Source organism: Streptomyces zingiberis, assembly GCF_012034935.1.
GTDB classification, from domain to species: Bacteria; Actinomycetota; Actinomycetes; order Streptomycetales; family Streptomycetaceae; genus Streptomyces; species Streptomyces zingiberis.
This window is the reverse complement of sequence record NZ_JAATEN010000001.1, coordinates 340,326-357,409: the sequence shown is the minus strand read 5'-3', so window position 1 is coordinate 357,409 and position 17,084 is coordinate 340,326. Positions and strand designations below refer to the sequence as shown.

Below are 17,084 nucleotides of genomic sequence, written 5' to 3'. Positions count from 1 at the left end.
CGCTCCCGGCGGGCTCCGGAGGTGGACCGGCGCCCGGCGCGGTACGCGGCCAGCTTCCCGGCCTGCGTTCGCACGGCCTGCTTCCCGGCCTGCTCTCCCGCGGCCTGCGGCGTGCCGTCAGTGGGTCAGTGGCCGGCCGTCAGTGGCCCGCCTGCCACGGCCCGCCGTCCGCGCGGCCGGTCGGCGCCGGTCGCCGTGGCCCCGCCGCCTCCCCCGGACGCCTGGCTGCCGCTTCCCCGCCCGCCGCGTCAGCCGAAGAGGTGGGTCCGTACCCAGCTGTGCATGGCGATGGCGGCCGCGGCGCCCGCGTTGATCGACCGCGTGGAGCCGAACTGCGCGATCGAGCACACCAGGGCCGCGTGTTTCCGTGCCTCCTCCGTCAGCCCCGGCCCCTCCTGCCCGAAGAGCAGCACACAGCGGCGGGGCAGCTCCGTGGTCTCCAGCGGCACCGCGCCCGGCAGATTGTCCACGCCGATGACCGGCAGTTCCTCGGCGGCGGCCCAGGCGGTGAGGGAGGCCGTGTCGGGGTGGTGCCGGACGTGCTGGTAACGGTCGGTGACCATCGCGCCCCGCCGGTTCCAGCGCCGGCGGCCGACGATGTGCACCTCCTTCGCCAGGAAGGCGTTGGCGGTGCGCACCACCGATCCGATGTTGAAGTCGTGCCCCCAGTTCTCGACGGCGACGTGGAAGTCGTGGCGCCGGGTGTCGAGGTCCGCGACGATCGCCTCGCGCGTCCAGTAGCGGTACCCGTCGACGACGTTGCGGCGGTCGCCGTGCGCCAGCAGTTCCGGGTCCCAGTGGTCCCCGGCGGGCCACGGCCGCGGATGCGGGCCGACGCCGACGCTCCCGGGCCCGAAGCCCTCGTCGTACTGGACCGGCTCACCGTGGGTCGCCTCGTGCCCGCCGGTCCCGGCCTGACCGTTCCCGCCGGGCGCCGTCCCGCCGGGGGATGCCCCGTCCCGGGCCGCACCGGCCGGGGCGGCCGGGTCCGGACGGGAGTCCTCCGGTGCCGTCGGCCGCCGCGTTCCGTCAAGGGGGCCCGGGGGCGGGCCGGGAGGGTGCTCGCTGCTCACCCGACGAGGGTACGGGGCTCCCGCCGCCCGCCGTCGCCGGCCGGTGGCCCGTCCCGGCCCCCGTCACCGTGCCCGTCGCCGTCCTCACCCCGCGGGTGGCCGTCGTCGCCGCCGCCGCGCCGGCCCCCGCCGGGGAGCCGGGCGCGGAGCCGCGCCGTGGCCCCTCCGGCGATCCGCCCGGTGGCGAGGAGGAAGACGGTCGGCAGGAAGACCGCGTCCGCCGCGATCATGGCGAGGGAGAAGAACGGCAGGCCGAGCACGACGGAGATGGCGAGGTGCTCGGTCATCATCACGGCCAGCAGCACGTTCTTGACCCGCCGGTTGACCAGGGTGAACGGGAAGGCCACCTGCACGATCACCGTGCCGTAGGTGATCGCCGTGACCAGCAGGCCGCTGGAGCCGAGCACCTCGGAGAGGGCGGGCCAAGGGGTGAAGTAGTCGAGGTGGAGCGGGTAGTGCAGCGCGGTGCCGTCCTGCCAGCGCGAGCCCTGCACCTTGTACCAGCCCGCCGTCGCGTAGATCAGGCAGACCTCGGCCATGATCACGAAGAGTCCGGCGTTGTGCACCAGGTTGCCGGTCATGTCGAGCACCGTGCGCAGTTCACCGCGGGGCGCGTGGCGGCACACCGCCCACCACAGGGCCTGGACCAGCCAGAGCCCCCAGAAGACCGCCGCCCACCCCGGAGAGACGCCGGGCACCAGGGTGGCCACCACGAGCGCCGCCCCGAGCAGCGCCCAGAGGGCCACACCGGTGACGTCCCGGGGGGGCGCCGCCCCGCCGCCGGCCGGGGCCCGTCTCCGCGCCCGGCGGGCGTCGAGCGACCAGACCCGCGCGCAGCGCGTCAGGACCAGGTACATCGCCATGAGGTGGACGACGTTGTCCCCGCCGTCCCCCATGAAGACGCTGCGGTTCTGCAGGGACAGCACGCCCACCATGAACAGGACGGACGAGGCGCGGGTCCGCCAGCCGAGCAGCAGCAGGACGCTGGAGATCACGGAGAGCAGATAGACGCACTCGAACCACAGCGTGCCGTCCGACCACATCAGCGTGGTGAACGCGCCGTTCCCGCTGATGAGCTGCCGGGCCATCGCCCAGCTCCACGGGCCGTCCGGGCCGTAGAGCTCCCGGCGGTGCGGCCACTCGCGGAGCAGGAACCCCAGCCAGGTGAAGGAGAAACCGATCCGCACCACGGCGGCCTGGTACGGGCCCAGCGCGGTGCCGGTGACCCGTTCGACGCCGCGTGCGAGGGCGGCACGGATTCCGGTCAGGCTCATCGCGCTCGGTCCACCGCTTCCGCTCCCGCCGTCTCCCGGCGTTCCGCCCCGTTGTTCCCGCGTTCCGCCCCGGGCCGGCGCTCCGCCGTCACCGGTCCTCGTGGCACCACCGTCCGCCGCGCTCACGGGCCACCCACCACGGCGGCCCGTCCGGCGCCGCCGGTGCCGGGGACGTCCCCGGGGGTCACCTTCCACCAGGGGAGGGTGCGGTATGTCGTACCGGTGGCGGACCGGTCCCCGTCCGTCCGGTCACCCGAGCCGGACGTCCCGTCCGCCCCCGGGGCCCAGACGGGCGGGGGGACGGGGGTGACCGCGGAGCGGACCTGGATCTTCCGTACCCGGGTGGAGGCCGTCTCCGGTCCGATCCGGGAGAGGACGATGCGCCGCAGGTACTCCTCGGAGAGCGCGCCGCGCGGCCCCTGGGGGCGGTCGCGTTCGTCGTGGGAACCGGTGAAGAAGTCCCAGGCCCGGCGGAGTTCGTTCTGATTGACGTGGCTGGGGAAGAGGTTGTGCCGGATCGCCTCGGCGTCCCGGGCGGTGAGATTCGTCCAGGCGGTGACGGTCACGCCGCCGTCCCGCGCCACCACCTCGGCGCGCGCCTGCACGGCGACGTTCTGCTGAAGGGGGTTGGGCGCGAACAGCTTCCAGTTCTGCTCGAACTCCGGGTAGACGTATCCGCTCACGACCTCACGGTGGCGCGCGGAGACCGCGTTCTCCGGGGCCACGTGCAGAAAGACCAGCGTCAGATGGGCCAGTGCGGCCACCGTGACGATTCCCAGCACCACCGCCACCGCCACCCTGGCGGGGAGGGAGAGCGCGCCCACCCCGGCGGGCGGCGCCGTCCCCCGCTGCTCCGTGTGCTCCATCGCGCCTCTCCCCTGGCCGCCTGTCCTCCGCCTCGGGCCTTCCCCCCGGCCCGGTGCTCCCGGAGAACGGTACTCAGCGCGCCGCGTCCGGGTGGGGCCGGTCAGGTTATCCACAGCCTTGACACCCCACAGCGGCCACCGCACCATTGAACCGAACGATCGGTCGGTAGGCTCTCCGGCGCCTCGGTGACGGCCCGTGGGGTGTCCGCGGGGCCTGTTGCCCGGGGCCCGCCCGGCTCCCACCCGTCGGCGGGGGCGCAGGACGGACCCCCACGACCGCACACCACGACCGCACACCACGACACGACACGACCGGAATCACGGGCTGGAGGGGTGAGATGACGGCGGCTGGAACGACGGCGCCCGCCCACGCGGGGGCGCCGACAGGAGCATTCGGGGCGGCCGGGCCGTCCGGTGACGCGAGCGCGTCCCACGCGGAGTCCGGGGCAGGCCGCACGGCAGATCTCGCGACCGGTCCCGCGGCGGATCTCCAGGCTGGGTTCGAGGCGGAGTTCGAGGCGGCGATCGCGGCGGACGAGCGGATCGAGCCCCGGGACTGGATGCCGGACGACTACCGCGCCACCCTCGTCCGGCAGATGGCGCAGCACGCCCACTCCGAGATCATCGGGATGCAGCCGGAGGCCAACTGGATCACGCGCGCGCCCTCGCTGCGCCGCAAGGCGATCCTCATGGCGAAGGTGCAGGACGAGGCCGGCCACGGCCTGTACCTCTACAGCGCCGCCGAAACGCTGGGCGTGAGCCGCGGCGAGCTGCTGGACAAGCTGCACAGCGGCCGCCAGCGCTACTCCTCCATCTTCAACTACCCGAGCCTCACCTGGGCCGACGTCGGCGCCATCGGCTGGCTGGTGGACGGCGCCGCGATCACCAACCAGGTCCCGCTCTGCCGCTGTTCGTACGGCCCCTACGCCCGTGCGATGGTGCGCGTCTGCAAGGAGGAGTCCTTCCACCAGCGCCAGGGGTACGAGTTGCTGCTGGCGCTGAGCCAGGGCACCGAGGCCCAGCACGCGATGGCGCAGGACGCCGTGGACCGGTGGTGGTGGCCCTCACTGATGATGTTCGGGCCGCCGGACGCGGAGTCCGCGCACAGCGACCGCTCCATGGCCTGGAAGATCAAGCGGCACTCCAACGACGAGCTGCGCCGGCGCTTCGTGGACATCTGCGTCCCCCAGGCCGAGTCGCTCGGGCTGACCCTGCCCGACCCCGCCCTCGCCTGGAACGAGGAGCGCGGCAGCCACGACTTCGGCCCGATCGACTGGCAGGAGTTCCGCGAGGTGCTGCGCGGCAACGGCCCGTGCAACGACCGGCGCCTCGCGCAGCGCCGCCGCGCCCACGAGGAAGGCGCCTGGGTGCGGGAGGCGGCCGCGGCACACGCCGTCCGCCGCGGGACGGCACCACACCGGCAGGGCGCGACGGCCCGGCCCGCCGCCGTGCCCGAACCCACCGTGTCCGCCGCCGTGCCCGCGGCGGCCCCGGGAAGCGGAGGCGGTAACGACGCGGAAGGGACCGCCATATGAGCCACGACGACTGGCCGCTCTGGGAGGTCTTCGTGCGGAGCAGGCGCGGCCTCTCCCACACCCACGCCGGTTCCCTGCACGCCCCGGACGCCGAGCTGGCCCTGCGCAACGCCCGCGATCTCTACACCCGTCGGGCCGAGGGCGTCTCGATCTGGGTCGTGCCCTCGGCGGCCGTGGCCGCCTCCTCGCCCGACGAGAAGGACGCCTTCTTCGACCCCGCGGCCGACAAGCCCTACCGCCATCCGACCTTCTACGACATCCCCGAGGGGGTGCGGCACCTGTGAGCACCACCCCGATGACGGCGGACCACGGCCCGGGCGCCTCCGCGGCGACCGGGCCGGCGAACGGGCCGGCGAACGGCACGGCGAGCCGGGCGAACGACCCCGGGATCGGGGCGAGGAGCGGCGTGGCCCGCCCCACCGGGGAGCCGCGTCTCACCGGTGCCCCCGCCACGGCGGCCCTCGCCCTCGGTGACGACGCGCTCGTCCTCTCCCACCGGCTGGCGGAGTGGGCGGGTCACGCCCCGGTGCTGGAGGAGGAGGTCGCGCTCGCCAACATCGCGCTGGACCTGCTCGGCCAGGCCCGGCTGCTGCTCTCCCTCGCCGGCGACGAGGACGAGCTCGCCTACCTCCGCGAGGAGCGCGCCTTCCGCAACGTCCAGCTGGTCGAACAGCCGAACGGCGACTTCGCCGTGACCATCGCCCGCCAGCTCTACTTCTCCGTCCACCAGGAACTGCTGTACACGCGGCTCGCCGCCGGCGGGGGCCCGTTCGCCGCCGTCGCGGCCAAGGCCGTCAAAGAGGTCGCCTACCACCGGGACCACGCCGAGCAGTGGACCCTGCGGCTCGGGGACGGCACGGAGGAGAGCCACCGCCGGATGTCCGCCGCCGTGAACGGCCTGTGGCGCTTCACCGGCGAGCTGTTCCAGCCGCTGGAAGGGCTCGGGCTCGACCCCGCCGCTCCGGCCGCGATGGAGGCGGAGTGGCTGGAGCGGATCGCGTCCGTGCTCGGGCGGGCCACGCTCTCCGTCCCGGACGGGCCGCGCCACGGTGCCTGGGCGGCCGGAGCCGGGCGGCAGGGCCTGCACACGGAGCCCTTCGGCCGGATGCTGGCCGAGATGCAGCACCTCCACCGCAGCCATCCCGGAGCCTCCTGGTGACCGCCGCGCCCACCCCGCTGGAGGAGCGGCTGCGGGAACTGGCCGGCTCCGTGCCCGACCCGGAGCTGCCGGTGGTGACCCTCGCGGAGCTCGGCGTGGTCCGGGGCCTCCGGCTGCTCGGCCCGGGCCGGGTCGAGGTGGAGCTGACCCCCACCTACACCGGGTGTCCCGCCGTGGAGGCGATGGCCTCGGACATCGAGCGCGTTCTGCGGGCGGACGGCATCCCCGAGGTCACCGTGCGCACGGTGCTCTCCCCGCCCTGGACCACGGACGCCATCAGCGCGGAAGGGCGGCGCAAACTCGCCGAGTCCGGCATAGCCCCGCCCCGCCCCACCGGTGGAGCCGCCACGGACGGCCCCGTCCCCGTGGACCTGGCGCTGCGCTGCCCGCACTGCGGCTCGACCACCACCTCGCTGCTCAGCCGCTTCTCCTCGACCGCGTGCAAGGCTCTGCGCCGCTGCGACTCCTGCCGCGAACCCTTCGACCACTTCAAGGAGTTGTAGATGGCCGCGGCCCGGCACGGCGCGTTCCACCCGCTGCGGGTGGCCGCGGTCGAACCGCTCACCGACGACGCGGTCGCCGTCACCTTCGACGTTCCCGCCGGGCTCCGCGCCGGCTTCCGCCACCGGCCGGGGCAGCATCTGACCCTGCGGACGCGGTCCGCGGACGGCCGGGAACTCCGCCGCACCTACTCGATCTGCGCACCGGTGACCTCGCCCGGCGGTCCCAAGACCCTGCGGGTCGGCATCCGTCTGGTGGCGGGCGGCGCGTTCTCGACCTACGCGTTCAAGGAGCTGGCCCCCGGGGACGTCGTGGAGGTGATGCCACCCTCGGGCCGGTTCGTCCTCGAACCGCGCCCCGGCCACTACGCCGCCGTGGCCGGCGGCAGCGGCATCACCCCCGTGCTCTCCATCGTCTCGACCCTGCTGGCCCGGGAGCCGGAGGCCCGCTTCTGCCTGATCCGGTCGGACCGCACCACGGCCTCCGCGATGTTCCTGGAGGAGCTGGCGGACCTCAAGGACCGGTATCCCGAACGTCTCCAGCTGGTGCAGACCTTCTCCCGCGAACAGCAGCAGACCGGCCCCGCCTCCGGACGGCTGGACACCGCGCGGCTCACCGCGCTGCTCCCCGCCCTCCTCCCGGTGGAACGGATCGGCGGCTGGTTCCTCTGCGGCCCGCACGGCCTGGTCGACGGCGCCTTCCGGGCCCTGCGCGGCCTGGGCGTGCCCCGGGACCGGGTGCACCAGGAGATCTTCCACGTCGACGGCGCCCCGGCGGCCGGCGCACGGACGGCGATCCCCGCACCGGCCGTCCACGGCGACGCGACCCTGGCCGTCACCCTGGACGGGCGCTCCGGCGACTGGCCCGTGCGGAGCGGCGAACCACTGCTGGACACCGTGGTGCGCCACCGTCCGGACGCCCCCTACGCCTGTAAGGGCGGGGTCTGTGGAACCTGCCGTGCCCTGCTGGTCTCCGGCGAGGTGCGGATGGAGCGCAACTTCGCCCTGGAACCCGACGAGCTGGCCGCCGGCTACGTCCTGGCCTGCCAGTCCCGTCCGGCGACGGACCGGGTGGAGCTGGATTTCGACCGCTGACCCCGCCGCAGGCTCAGATGACCTGCGCCGTCCCGCCGCCGTCGCCGACGAGGGGGCGGCCCGCCGCCTCCCAGGCGAGCATCCCGCCGTCCACGTTGACCGCGTCGAGGCCCTGAGCGGCGAGGTACTGCGTCACCTGGGCCGAGCGGCCGCCCACCCGGCAGACCACATGGACCCGCTCGGTGCCGGCCGCCTGCCGCACCTCGTCGAGACGGGCCGGGATCTGCCCCATCGGGATGTGCAGCGCACCCTCGGCGTGTCCGGCGGCCCATTCGGCGTCCTCCCGGACATCCAGCAGGAAGCCGTCCTGCGGGACGGCCGTGACCTCGACCGCGGGCACCTGGGCGAAATGCATGGAGTTCAGCTCCTCGGTGAAAGTGATGACGGACGGGCCTCCCGCCCGGGACACGAGCGGAGACCGGCGGGAAACAGCCACCGGACACCCGGCGCGGAACGCTACGCGGACAGTTCCTGGAGAGTTGCCTCGCGCTCGGAGACCTGGGCCAGCAACTGCTCGGCGATCTCGTCCAGCAGGGTGTCCGGGTCCTCCGGCGCCATCTTCAGCATCTGCCCGATGGCGCTCGACTCCAGCTCGGCGGCGACGGCGGCCAGCAGTTCCTTCCGCCGGGCCAGCCACTCCAGGCGGGCGTAGAGCTCCTCGCTGCGATCGGGTCCGCGCTCCTGCGGGGACGGCCCCTCCTCCCACTCCCCGGCCAGCTTCCGCAGGGCCTGCTCGTCGCCGAGGGTGTACGCGGCGTTGACGCGGACGAGGAAGTCGTCCCGGCGCCGCCGCTCGTCGTCCTCCCGGGCCAGGTCCGGATGGGCCTTGCGGACCAGTTCGCGGTAGATCCGGCGGGCCTCCTCACCGGGACGGACGCGGGACGGCGGGCGGACCGGCTTCTCGTTGAGCATGGCGTCGGCCTCCTGGGGGATGCCGTCCGAGTCGATCCAGCCCTGGAAGAGCTCCTCCACACCGGGCATCGGCTGCACCAGCCCGCGCAGTTCCCCGGCCCGCCGGACGTCCTCCGGTTTCCCCGTCCGCGCGGCGACGGCCTCCGCGATCAGCGCGTCCAGCTCGTCCAGGCGGGAGTACATGGGGCCGAGCCGCTGGTGGTGCAGCCGGGAGAAGTTCTCCACCTCGACCCGGAAGGTCTCCACCGCGATCTCGAACTCGATGAGTGCCTGCTCGGCCGCGAGCACCGCGCGCTCCAGACGCTCGGTGGCCACCGGCTCGGTCTCTTCCCGGCCCGGCTCGTCCCGCCCGGAGGCGTCTGGCCCGGGCGGGGGCTCGGTCGGCTCGGTCTGCGTGGCATCCGGATTCGTCACCGCACCAGACTACGAGCTACGGCGCCACGCCTCCGACCCCCGTCCACCCCAGCCGCCCCACCAGGCAGGACCCCACGACGGACAGCCGGCGCCACCACTCCACCGCTCCACCGCCCCCGTGCGTGCCCGGCACCCGCCCCCCACCCGCGCGCTCCCACTCCGGCCGGCTTTCCACGTGCACCGGGACGGTCCCGGCACCTCAGTCCTTGGCCCTGACCAGCCCCGCGTCGTACGCCGTGATCACCGCCTGGATGCGGTCGCGCGCCCCGATCTTGGCGAGAACCCGCCCGACGTGCTTCTTCACGGTGGACTCGCTGAGCACGAGCCGTTCCGCGATCTCCGTATTGGTCCAGCCCCGGCCGATGGCGACCAGGACCTCGCGCTCACGGTCGCTGAGGGCCTGGAGCCGGGGGTCCTGCGGGGCGGGGCCGCCGGAGGGTGCGAGGACCCGGTGGGCGTAGGCGTCCAGCAGGCGGCGGGTCAGCCGGGGGGCCACGACGGCGTCCCCGGTCGCCACCGCGCGGATGCCGGCGACGAGTTCCTCGGGGTGGGCGTCCTTGAGCAGGAAGCCGCTGGCGCCCGCCCGGAGGCCCGCGTAGGCGTACTCGTCCAGGTCGAACGTGGTCACGATGAGGACGCGGGTGCGGCCGCCGGACGCGACGATGCGGCGGGTGGCCTCGATGCCGTCCATCCCGGGCATGCGGACGTCCATGACGACGACATCGGGGCGGAGTTCGGCGGCCATGCGGACGGCCTCGCCCCCGTGTGCGGCCTCGCCGGCCAGATCCAGGCCCGGCGTGCCTTCCAGGAGCATGCGGACACCCATGCGCTGGAGGGGCTGGTCGTCGACGACGAGGACGGTGGTCATGGCGCTCTCTCTCCCGGTGGTACGTGGAGCACGACGTCCACGAGCCAGCCCCGGCCGGTGCCGCGCGGTCCGATGACGACGGTCCCGCCGTACATCGCGGCCCGCTGGCGGATGCCGACCAGGCCGTGTCCGGAGTCGTCGTGCCCCGCCGCGGGCGCCTTCCGCGGGAGCGCCGACGGCCGGGCGCCGGTGTCGGCGACCCGGATCCGCACCTCGTCCGCCTCGACCGTGAGGCTCACCTCCGCGGACGTGCCTGTCCCGGCGTGATTGAGGGTGTTGGTGAGCGCTTCCTGGACGATGCGGTACACGGTGAGTTGCAGGCCGTCGCCCAGCGCACCGGGGTCGCCGACGGTCCGGTACGTCACCGGAACCCCGGCCGCGCGGACCCGGTCCAGCAGGGGGTCGAGGTCCCGGACGCCGGGCTGCGGGCCGAGCGGGCCGCCGTCCTCCGGGCCGTCCCGCAGGACGCCCAGGACGCGGCGCAGTTCGCTCATGGCCTGGCGTCCGGTGTCGCCGAGGAGGCGCAGGGCCTCGGCGGACCGCTCGTTCCGGTGGGCGGCGAGGGTGGCGGCCCCGTCGGCGACGCTGACCATGACCGAGAGATTGTGGCCGACGATGTCGTGCATCTCGCGGGCGACCCGGGAGCGCTCGGCGGCGGTGGTGAGCCGGACCCGCTGGTCGCGTTCGACCTCCAGGCGCCTGGCACGGTCCTCCAGCGCGGCCAGATACATCCGGCGGATCCGCAGCGTCAGGCCGACGGCCGTGGCCGCGGTCACCGTGCCCAGCAGGAAGAAGAGGCCGCGCAGCGGGTGCTCCACCTCCACCAGGACGAGGGCCGCCACCGCCGTCTCGGCGACCGTCACGGCGGCGGCCCAGCCCAGCGCGCGCAGCGACCCGTGGAGGGCCAGCGAGCACAGGGCGACGAGCGTGCTGATGCCGGCCGGCGACCACACCCCGAGCGTCCACTGGACGAGGGACACCGAAGCGATCACGGCGAAGGTGAGGACCGGGGCCCTCCTCCGCCACCACAGCGGCACGACGAGGGCGGCGGTGAAGAGGTACAGCGCGCCCGGCGGCAGTTGACCCCGGTGGACCGATTCCCCGAAGGGGCCGCGGCTGCTGCCGGAGAGCAGGTCGGGCAGGCTGAACAGGACGACGACCAGGACCACCGCGGTGTCGAGCAGCCACGGGTGCCGGCGGTCCAGGCGCTGCCGGTCCTGCCTGCCACGCCACACGTGCCCGAGGAGGGGCGCCCAGTCGGTGTCGGACCCGGGAGGCGGGGACGCCGCCTCCCGGGCGGCGCCCGCGGCGGCCGCCGCCCGTTCCGCGCTCATGGGCACCATTATCCTCACGCCGTGGTCAGACGTCGGTTCCGCGCAGCCGGAACGCCGCGCCGGCGAGGGTGACCGCCACCCATCCGGCGAAGACGGCGAGCCCCGCCCCCGGCGAGAGGGCGCCCGAGGACTCCTGAAGGGCGTAGAGCGACGAGCCCGCGTTGCCGGGGAAGTAGGGGCTGAGCGTCTCGTACCAGGAGTCGGGGAGCAGCGAGGCCAGCCCGGGCAGCACGAGCAGGATGCCCACCAGGACCGCGATGGCCCCGGCGGAGGAGCGGAGCAGCACGCCCAGCGCCACGCCGAAGACGGCCACCAGGGCGAGGTAGACCCCGGCGCCGGCCAGGCTGCGCAGCACGCCGTCGTCCCCCAGGGAGAGCGCGATCTTCTCGCCGTCCAGACCGGGGGCTCCCAGCTGGAACGCGGCCAGCGCGCCGGCGGTGGCGAGGAGGAGGACGACGGGCCCGATCACCACGGCCTTGGACCACAGCACGGGCAGCCGGCGTGGCACGGCGGCGAGGGTGGAACGGATCATGCCGGTGCTGTACTCGCCCGCGGACAGCAGCACCCCGAGCACCCCCACGGCCAGGGACGCGAAGGTCACGCCGGTCAGGGCGAGACTCACCGCGTCGGCGCCGGCACCTCCGGGGCGGGGCGGGCCCATGGGATCGGCGTCGGGGCTGTAGGTGTAGCCGGCGACCGTTCCGAAGAGGATCAGCAGGAACACGGCGACGCCCAGGGTGATCCAGCTGGAGCGCAGCGACCAGAACTTGGCCCACTCCGAGCGCAGCACGCGAGCGCCGGTGACCTTCAGCCGCGCGGTGCCCGCGCCTTCGGGAGCGCGGCCGGGTGCGCGGTCCGGGGTGAGGTCGGTGACGGTCATCAGGCGGCCTTTCGCTCGGTGCCGGCCGGAGCACTCCGGTACTCGACGGCATCACGGGTGAGGTCCATGAAGGCGGCCTCCAGCGAGACGGCCTGGGGGGTGAGCTCGTGGAGCACCACCCCGTGTTCCGCGGCGATCGTCCCGATCTCCCGCGCTTCACGCCCGGTGACCAGCAGTTCCCCGGGGGAGGAGGAGGTGATCGAGACATCCGGCCCGGACAGCAGCGAACGCAGCCGCAGGACGTCCGGGGTGCGCACCTTCACGCCTCCCCCGCCCGCCTCGCGGGTGAAGTCGTCCACGGTCGTGTCGGCGAGCAGCCGCCCCCGCCCGATGATCACCAGATGATCGGCGATCATCGCGGTCTCGCTCATCAGGTGCGAGGACAGCATCACGGCCCGCCCGTCGTCGGCCAGCTCGCGCAGCAGAGTGCGGACCCAGAGCACGCCCTCGGGGTCGAGGCCGTTGACCGGTTCGTCGAGCATGACGATCGCGGGGTCGCCGAGGAGGGCGGCGGCGATACCGAGTCGCTGGCCCATGCCGAGGGAGAAGGCACCGACGCGCCGGCCGGCCACGCTCGTCAGCCCGGCCAGTTCGATGACCTCGTCCACCCTGCGGCGCGGAATGCCGTGCGTGTGCGCGAGCGCCATCAGGTGCCCACGCGCGCTGCGCCCGGGGTGGACGGACTTGGCCTCCAGCAGGGTGCCGATCTCCTGGAGCGGCGCGGCGTGCTCGGCGTACGCCTTGCCGCCCACGGTCGCCGAGCCCCCGGTCGGGGCGTCCAGGCCGACGATCATGCGCATCGTCGTGGACTTGCCGGCTCCGTTGGGGCCGAGGAAACCGGTCACCTCTCCCGGCTCGGCCGTGAAGCTCAGATGGTCGACGACCGTCTTGTCGCCGTAACGCTTGGTCAGCTCACGTACTTCGATCATGGTGGACCTGGGACCTTTCCTGCGTCGGACGCGGGCCGTGCCGCGGAACCGCCGCGGTGGCTGTCCTCGACGCTAGGAGCGCGGCGGGCCGGATCCGTGGGACCGGAGGCGAATCCTCAGCCCCGGAGTGGTACCGCGGTACCACTCCGGGCAGCTCACCTGCCGTGGCCGGCGCCCCCGGCGGACCGGGGCGGACGGCCCACCCCGCCCCACGGAGCCCCGGCCGGTTCCGCACGGCCCGCGCGTCCCGTCAGGCCGCGGACCGGCGCCGCCGGACCGGCGCCGCCGGGGCGGTGGGGTCGGGCGGTGGGGTCGGGCGGTGGGGCGATGGGGTTCAGGGGGCGCGGTTCAAGCGGTGGAGGCTTCCCGGGTCCGGGGGCAGGGGCCGCGTCGCCCCACGGGCAGTCGCGGAGGCGCGGCAACGAGAAACGGGCCCCTGCGGTGACGTCCGTCACCGGCAGAGACCCGTTCCTTCGGTTTCTCTCTGTGCGCGAGGGGGGAGTTGAACCCCCACGCCCTTTCGGGCACTGGAACCTGAATCCAGCGCGTCTGCCTATTCCGCCACCCGCGCATGGGTGTTGCCGAAACAATCTTCCCACATCCCCCGGCCCGCTCGGGGCCGGTGTGGCGTGAGCGCCTTCCGACATCCAGAAGATTAGCACGCCGGACAGGGTCGGTTCACCGGCGTTCCCGGCGCCCCCGGGTACCGCGCGCGCCGTCCCGGCGGGGCGGCACCGGGCCCTTCCCGCCCCTCTCCCGCCCCGTTTCTTCCCCGGATCCCGGCTCTCATCTCCCGGCTCCCGGCTCCCGCGCCGCTCCTGCCCGCCTCCCGGGGACCCGCCCGCCCGGGCCGGGACCGCCACCCGGTCACCGGCGGGCGCGGCGGTCCGCCCCGTCCGTCCCCTCTGGTCACATCCGTCCCGTCCCGCACCCGGCCCGCCCCGGTGCGCCGCACCAGCCGGGACCGGGATTCTCCGCCCCGGGGGCCCTGGCACCCCGCAGGTTGCGGGACACTGGTGGGAGCGCGCCTCTACGATCCTGTGAGCGGCGACACTCGACGGGCAGGGGCGGGATGGGGAACCAGTCGCGTTTGCGGCTCGTGGATACGATCAGTAGGCAGTACCAGCGGCGTCGGCGGTACCGGCGGTATCACCCACGGAGTGGGACACGGTTCAGGGAAGGAGGTGCCCGGTGGGAGTACTGAAGCGCTTCGAGCAGCGTCTCGAGGGTCTCGTGAACGGCACCTTCGCCAAGGTGTTCAAGTCCGAGGTGCAGCCGGTCGAGATCGCCGGCGCGCTCCAGCGCGAGTGCGACAACAACGCGACCATCTGGAACCGCGAGCGGACGGTCGTCCCCAACGACTTCATCGTCGAGCTGAGCACCCCGGACTTCGACCGCCTCAGCCCGTACTCGGGCCAGCTGGGCGACGAGCTCTCCGGCATGGTGCAGGACTACGCCAAGCAGCAGCGCTACACCTTCATGGGCCCCGTCCGGGTCCACCTGGAGAAGGCGGAGGACCTGGACACGGGGCTGTACCGGGTCCGCAGCCGCACCCTCGCCTCCAGCGAGTCGCAGGTCAGGCCCGGTGGCCGGCCCGCCGCGGCGCCGCATCCCGGCGGTTACCCCGCCCAGCCCGGCGGCCCGCCCCCCATGCCGACCTCGCCGCCGCCCGGCCCGGGGCAGGCGCCCCGCCCCGCCGCCGGCGCGCCGCTGCCCGGCGCCCAGTCCCGCAGCTGGATCGAGATCAACGGCACCCGTCACCAGCTGACGCGCCCCACACTGGTGCTCGGCCGTTCCACCGAGACGGACGTCCGCATCGACGACCCGGGGGTCTCCCGGAAGCACTGCGAGATCCGTACGGGAACGCCCACGGTCGTCCAGGATCTGGGGTCGACCAACGGCATCGTGGTGGACGGGCAGCACACCACCCGCGCTACGCTCCGCGACGGCTCACGCATCGTCGTGGGCAGTACGACCATCGTTTACCGGCAAGCCGAAGGGTGAAGCGGGGGCAATGTCAGAGCTGACCCTGACGGTCATGCGGTTGGGTTTTCTCGCCGTACTGTGGCTGTTCGTCATCGTGGCCGTGCAGGTCATCCGCAGCGACCTGTTCGGCACCCGCGTGACCCAGCGCGCGGCCCGCCGCGGCGCCGACTCCGGCCGGACGGCCCAGGCGGCGCGGCCGCAGCCGCCGCGCCAGCAGAGCGGGGGCCGCGGCGGAGGCCGTCAGCGGCGCGGCGCGCCCACCAAGCTGGTGGTCACCGAGGGCACCCTCACGGGCACGACCGTCGCCCTCCAGGGGCAGACCATCACCCTCGGCCGGGCCCACGACTCCACGATCGTGCTGGACGACGACTACGCCTCCAGCCGGCACGCCAGGATCTACCCGGACCGGGACGGCCGGTGGATCGTCGAGGACCTCGGCTCCACCAACGGCACGTACCTCGACCGGAACCGCCTCACCACGCCGACGCCGATCCCGCCGGGCGCCCCGATCCGCATCGGCAAGACCGTCATCGAGCTGCGGAAGTAGTACGACAATGAGCGAGCGGAGCGAGCGCGCCCCGGCGGCCACGGCCGCCGGTTCCGTCCCGGCAGGGGACCCCGGCGCGCTCCGGACCGGAGGGTGGGCACCGTGCGGATGTACCCGGAGCCGACGGGCGAGGTGCGCATGAGTCTGTCACTGCGCTTCGCCGCCGGATCGCACAAAGGCATGATCCGGGAGGGCAACGAGGACTCCGGTTACGCCGGCCCCCGGCTGCTCGCCATCGCCGACGGCATGGGCGGCCAGGCCGCCGGCGAGGTGGCCAGCTCCGAGGTGATCTCCACCCTCGTCCAGCTCGACGACGACGTGCCCGGTTCGGACCTCCTCACCTCCCTCGGGACCGCCGTCCAGCGCGCGAACGAGCAGCTGCGCGTCATGGTCGAGGAGGACCCGCAGCTGGAGGGGATGGGCACCACCCTCACCGCGCTGCTGTGGACGGGCCGCCGGCTCGGCCTCGTCCACGTCGGCGACTCCCGGGCCTACCTGCTGCGCGACGGCGTCCTCACCCAGATCACCCAGGACCACACCTGGGTCCAGCGGCTGGTCGACGAGGGCCGGATCACCGAGGAGGAGGCCACCACCCACCCGCAGCGCTCCCTGCTGATGCGCGCGCTGGGCAGCGGCGACCACGTCGAGCCGGATCTCTCCATCCGCGAGGTCCGCGCCGGTGACCGCTACCTCATCTGCTCCGACGGTCTCTCCGGCGTGGTCAGCCACCAGACGATGGAGGACACCCTCGCCGGCTACCAGGGCCCGCACGAGACGGTGCAGGAGCTCATCCAGCTCGCGCTGCGCGGCGGCGGCCCCGACAACATCACCTGCATCGTCGCCGACGTCCTCGACGTGGACGGCTCGGACACCCTCGCCGGGCGGCTGAACGACACCCCCGTGGTGGTCGGCGCCGTCGCGGAGAGCCAGCCGCAGCTCGGGGACGGCGGCGCCATGCAGACCCCCGCCGGCCGCGCGGCCGGCCTCGGCCGTACCGTTCCGCCACAGGGCGACGCCAGCTCCCCGTCCGGCGGCTTCGGCCCGCCCGGCAGCGGCGGCCCCGCCGGCGACCCGCCGGGGGACGGCGCGTACGGCCCGTACCCCGGTGAGCCGCTCAAGCCGCGGCGGAAGGGCCGGTGGCTCACGAGGTCGCTCGGCACCGTCCTGGTGCTGGGGCTCGTCGGCGGTGGCCTCTACGGGGGGTACCGCTGGACGCAGACGCAGTTCTACGTGGGCACCGTGGGGAAGCCCGGCAGCGACGGCCACCATGTCGCGCTGTACCGGGGCATCAGCCAGGACCTCGCCTGGATCAGCCTCAACACGGTGCACGAGGACCACCCCGAGATCGAACTCAAGTACCTGCCGGCCTACCAGCAGGAGCAGCTGGAGGAGACCATCGCGGTGGCCGGCCTGGCCCAGGGCCGCGACAAGGTCGTCGATCTCGGGAAGCAGGCCACCGCCTGCCGGAAGAAGGCCGAGCAGCAGTCCGCGGCCGAGCGGAAGAAGGCGCAGGAGAAGGAGGCCGAGGAGAAGCAGAACTCGGCCACTCCGGGCGCCTCCCCCTCGCCGGGCGCAGCGGCCGGCACCGGCTCCGGTGCCGCCATCGAACAGTCGACCGGCGCCACCAAGGCCGCCGCTCCGTCGCCGGGCCCCAGCCTTTCCGAGGAAGAGCAACGGCTGGCCAAGCAGTGCGACAGCACACCGTAGGGGGC

At 74.1% G+C, this 17,084-nt stretch carries 17 protein-coding genes and 1 tRNA gene; 8 read left to right on the top strand and 10 right to left on the bottom strand.

The genetic code is table 11. The features are described from left to right. Positions 1-248: 248 nt before the first annotated feature. The 3 genes from HCK00_RS01580 to HCK00_RS01570 all read right to left on the bottom strand — a co-directional run bounded on the left by HCK00_RS01580 (position 249) and on the right by HCK00_RS01570 (position 3,213). Positions 249-1,073, bottom strand: a complete 825-nt coding sequence (locus HCK00_RS01580; RefSeq protein ID WP_311765095.1) for a TrmH family RNA methyltransferase — start codon at positions 1,071-1,073, stop codon at positions 249-251. Then, positions 1,070-2,347 (bottom strand): HTTM domain-containing protein, encoded by a 1,278-nt coding sequence (locus HCK00_RS01575; protein ID WP_240965144.1) that lies wholly within the window; start codon positions 2,345-2,347, stop codon positions 1,070-1,072. Before HCK00_RS01575 ends, HCK00_RS01580 begins: the two co-directional genes overlap by 4 nt. A 122-nt stretch (positions 2,348-2,469) precedes the next feature. Continuing rightward, on the bottom strand, positions 2,470-3,213 hold the full coding sequence (locus tag HCK00_RS01570; protein WP_168099874.1) for a DUF5819 family protein: 744 nt from the start codon (positions 3,211-3,213) through the stop codon (positions 2,470-2,472). A gap of 338 nt (positions 3,214-3,551) precedes the next feature. Between HCK00_RS01570 and paaA the strand changes: the two genes are divergently transcribed. The 5 genes from paaA to HCK00_RS01545 are packed head-to-tail and all read left to right on the top strand — an operon-like array spanning position 3,552 to position 7,502. After that, a complete protein-coding gene (paaA, locus tag HCK00_RS01565) occupies positions 3,552-4,748 on the top strand; it encodes a 1,2-phenylacetyl-CoA epoxidase subunit PaaA (RefSeq protein WP_168099873.1) in 1,197 nt (398 codons plus the stop codon). Beyond that, on the top strand, positions 4,745-5,032 hold the full coding sequence (gene paaB / locus HCK00_RS01560) for a 1,2-phenylacetyl-CoA epoxidase subunit PaaB (protein ID WP_168099872.1): 288 nt from the start codon (positions 4,745-4,747) through the stop codon (positions 5,030-5,032). The genes paaA and paaB overlap by 4 nt, the downstream gene beginning before the upstream one ends. Continuing rightward, the gene (paaC, locus tag HCK00_RS01555) at positions 5,029-5,907 is read left to right on the top strand and encodes a 1,2-phenylacetyl-CoA epoxidase subunit PaaC (RefSeq protein WP_311765094.1); all 879 of its coding nucleotides are present in this window, start codon (positions 5,029-5,031) and stop codon (positions 5,905-5,907) included. Before paaB ends, paaC begins: the two co-directional genes overlap by 4 nt. Further along, on the top strand, positions 5,901-6,410 hold the full coding sequence (paaD, locus tag HCK00_RS01550) for a 1,2-phenylacetyl-CoA epoxidase subunit PaaD (RefSeq protein WP_168100014.1): 510 nt from the start codon (positions 5,901-5,903) through the stop codon (positions 6,408-6,410). The genes paaC and paaD overlap by 7 nt, the downstream gene beginning before the upstream one ends. Continuing rightward, a complete protein-coding gene (locus HCK00_RS01545) occupies positions 6,411-7,502 on the top strand; it encodes a 2Fe-2S iron-sulfur cluster-binding protein (RefSeq protein WP_168099871.1) in 1,092 nt (363 codons plus the stop codon). It begins immediately after the preceding gene. A 13-nt stretch (positions 7,503-7,515) separates the two neighbouring features. Here HCK00_RS01545 and HCK00_RS01540 read toward each other — a convergent pair whose 3' ends face one another. The 7 genes from HCK00_RS01540 to HCK00_RS01510 all read right to left on the bottom strand — a co-directional run bounded on the left by HCK00_RS01540 (position 7,516) and on the right by HCK00_RS01510 (position 13,410). Then, on the bottom strand, positions 7,516-7,857 hold the full coding sequence (locus tag HCK00_RS01540) for a rhodanese-like domain-containing protein (protein ID WP_168099870.1): 342 nt from the start codon (positions 7,855-7,857) through the stop codon (positions 7,516-7,518). Between the two features lie 101 nt (positions 7,858-7,958). Beyond that, entirely contained in the window at positions 7,959-8,828 is an 870-nt protein-coding gene (locus tag HCK00_RS01535) for a hypothetical protein (protein ID WP_168099869.1), read from the bottom strand. Positions 8,829-9,027: 199 nt separating this feature from the next. Then, positions 9,028-9,696 (bottom strand): response regulator, encoded by a 669-nt coding sequence (locus HCK00_RS01530; RefSeq protein WP_168099868.1) that lies wholly within the window; start codon positions 9,694-9,696, stop codon positions 9,028-9,030. Then, positions 9,693-11,030 carry a sensor histidine kinase gene (locus HCK00_RS01525; RefSeq protein WP_168099867.1) on the bottom strand — a complete coding sequence of 446 codons (1,338 nt, stop codon included), beginning with the start codon at positions 11,028-11,030 and terminating at the stop codon, positions 9,693-9,695. The genes HCK00_RS01530 and HCK00_RS01525 overlap by 4 nt, the downstream gene beginning before the upstream one ends. A gap of 25 nt (positions 11,031-11,055) precedes the next feature. Beyond that, complete coding sequence (locus HCK00_RS01520) at positions 11,056-11,910, bottom strand: ABC transporter permease (RefSeq protein WP_206319755.1); 855 nt, start codon at positions 11,908-11,910, stop codon at positions 11,056-11,058. Then, entirely contained in the window at positions 11,910-12,839 is a 930-nt protein-coding gene (locus HCK00_RS01515; protein ID WP_168099866.1) for an ABC transporter ATP-binding protein, read from the bottom strand. Before HCK00_RS01515 ends, HCK00_RS01520 begins: the two co-directional genes overlap by 1 nt. A 487-nt stretch (positions 12,840-13,326) precedes the next feature. Next, positions 13,327-13,410, bottom strand: a tRNA-Leu gene (locus HCK00_RS01510). 620 nt (positions 13,411-14,030) lie between these two features. Here HCK00_RS01510 and HCK00_RS01505 point away from each other — a divergent pair. The 3 genes from HCK00_RS01505 (at position 14,031) to HCK00_RS01495 (ending at position 17,079) form a co-directional block, all read left to right on the top strand. After that, positions 14,031-14,843 carry an FHA domain-containing protein gene (locus HCK00_RS01505; protein ID WP_168099865.1) on the top strand — a complete coding sequence of 271 codons (813 nt, stop codon included), beginning with the start codon at positions 14,031-14,033 and terminating at the stop codon, positions 14,841-14,843. A 10-nt stretch (positions 14,844-14,853) separates the two neighbouring features. Then, positions 14,854-15,372 (top strand): FHA domain-containing protein FhaB/FipA, encoded by a 519-nt coding sequence (locus tag HCK00_RS01500; protein ID WP_168099864.1) that lies wholly within the window; start codon positions 14,854-14,856, stop codon positions 15,370-15,372. A 108-nt stretch (positions 15,373-15,480) separates the two neighbouring features. Then, positions 15,481-17,079 carry a PP2C family protein-serine/threonine phosphatase gene (locus HCK00_RS01495; protein WP_206319822.1) on the top strand — a complete coding sequence of 533 codons (1,599 nt, stop codon included), beginning with the start codon at positions 15,481-15,483 and terminating at the stop codon, positions 17,077-17,079. Positions 17,080-17,084 lie beyond the last annotated feature (5 nt).

Coding starts and splice junctions, on each gene's coding strand:
- HCK00_RS01540 (WP_168099870.1), bottom strand. CDS start 7,857: ATGCATTTCGCCCAGGTGCCCGCGGTCGAGGTCACGGCCGTCCCGCAG.
- HCK00_RS01530 (WP_168099868.1), bottom strand. CDS start 9,696: ATGACCACCGTCCTCGTCGTCGACGACCAGCCCCTCCAGCGCATGGGT.
- paaA (WP_168099873.1), top strand. CDS start 3,552: ATGACGGCGGCTGGAACGACGGCGCCCGCCCACGCGGGGGCGCCGACA.
- HCK00_RS01520 (WP_206319755.1), bottom strand. CDS start 11,910: ATGACCGTCACCGACCTCACCCCGGACCGCGCACCCGGCCGCGCTCCC.
- HCK00_RS01515 (WP_168099866.1), bottom strand. CDS start 12,839: ATGATCGAAGTACGTGAGCTGACCAAGCGTTACGGCGACAAGACGGTC.
- paaB (WP_168099872.1), top strand. CDS start 4,745: ATGAGCCACGACGACTGGCCGCTCTGGGAGGTCTTCGTGCGGAGCAGG.
- HCK00_RS01575 (WP_240965144.1), bottom strand. CDS start 2,347: ATGAGCCTGACCGGAATCCGTGCCGCCCTCGCACGCGGCGTCGAACGG.
- HCK00_RS01545 (WP_168099871.1), top strand. CDS start 6,411: ATGGCCGCGGCCCGGCACGGCGCGTTCCACCCGCTGCGGGTGGCCGCG.
- HCK00_RS01525 (WP_168099867.1), bottom strand. CDS start 11,030: ATGAGCGCGGAACGGGCGGCGGCCGCCGCGGGCGCCGCCCGGGAGGCG.
- HCK00_RS01500 (WP_168099864.1), top strand. CDS start 14,854: ATGTCAGAGCTGACCCTGACGGTCATGCGGTTGGGTTTTCTCGCCGTA.
- HCK00_RS01495 (WP_206319822.1), top strand. CDS start 15,481: ATGTACCCGGAGCCGACGGGCGAGGTGCGCATGAGTCTGTCACTGCGC.
- HCK00_RS01570 (WP_168099874.1), bottom strand. CDS start 3,213: ATGGAGCACACGGAGCAGCGGGGGACGGCGCCGCCCGCCGGGGTGGGC.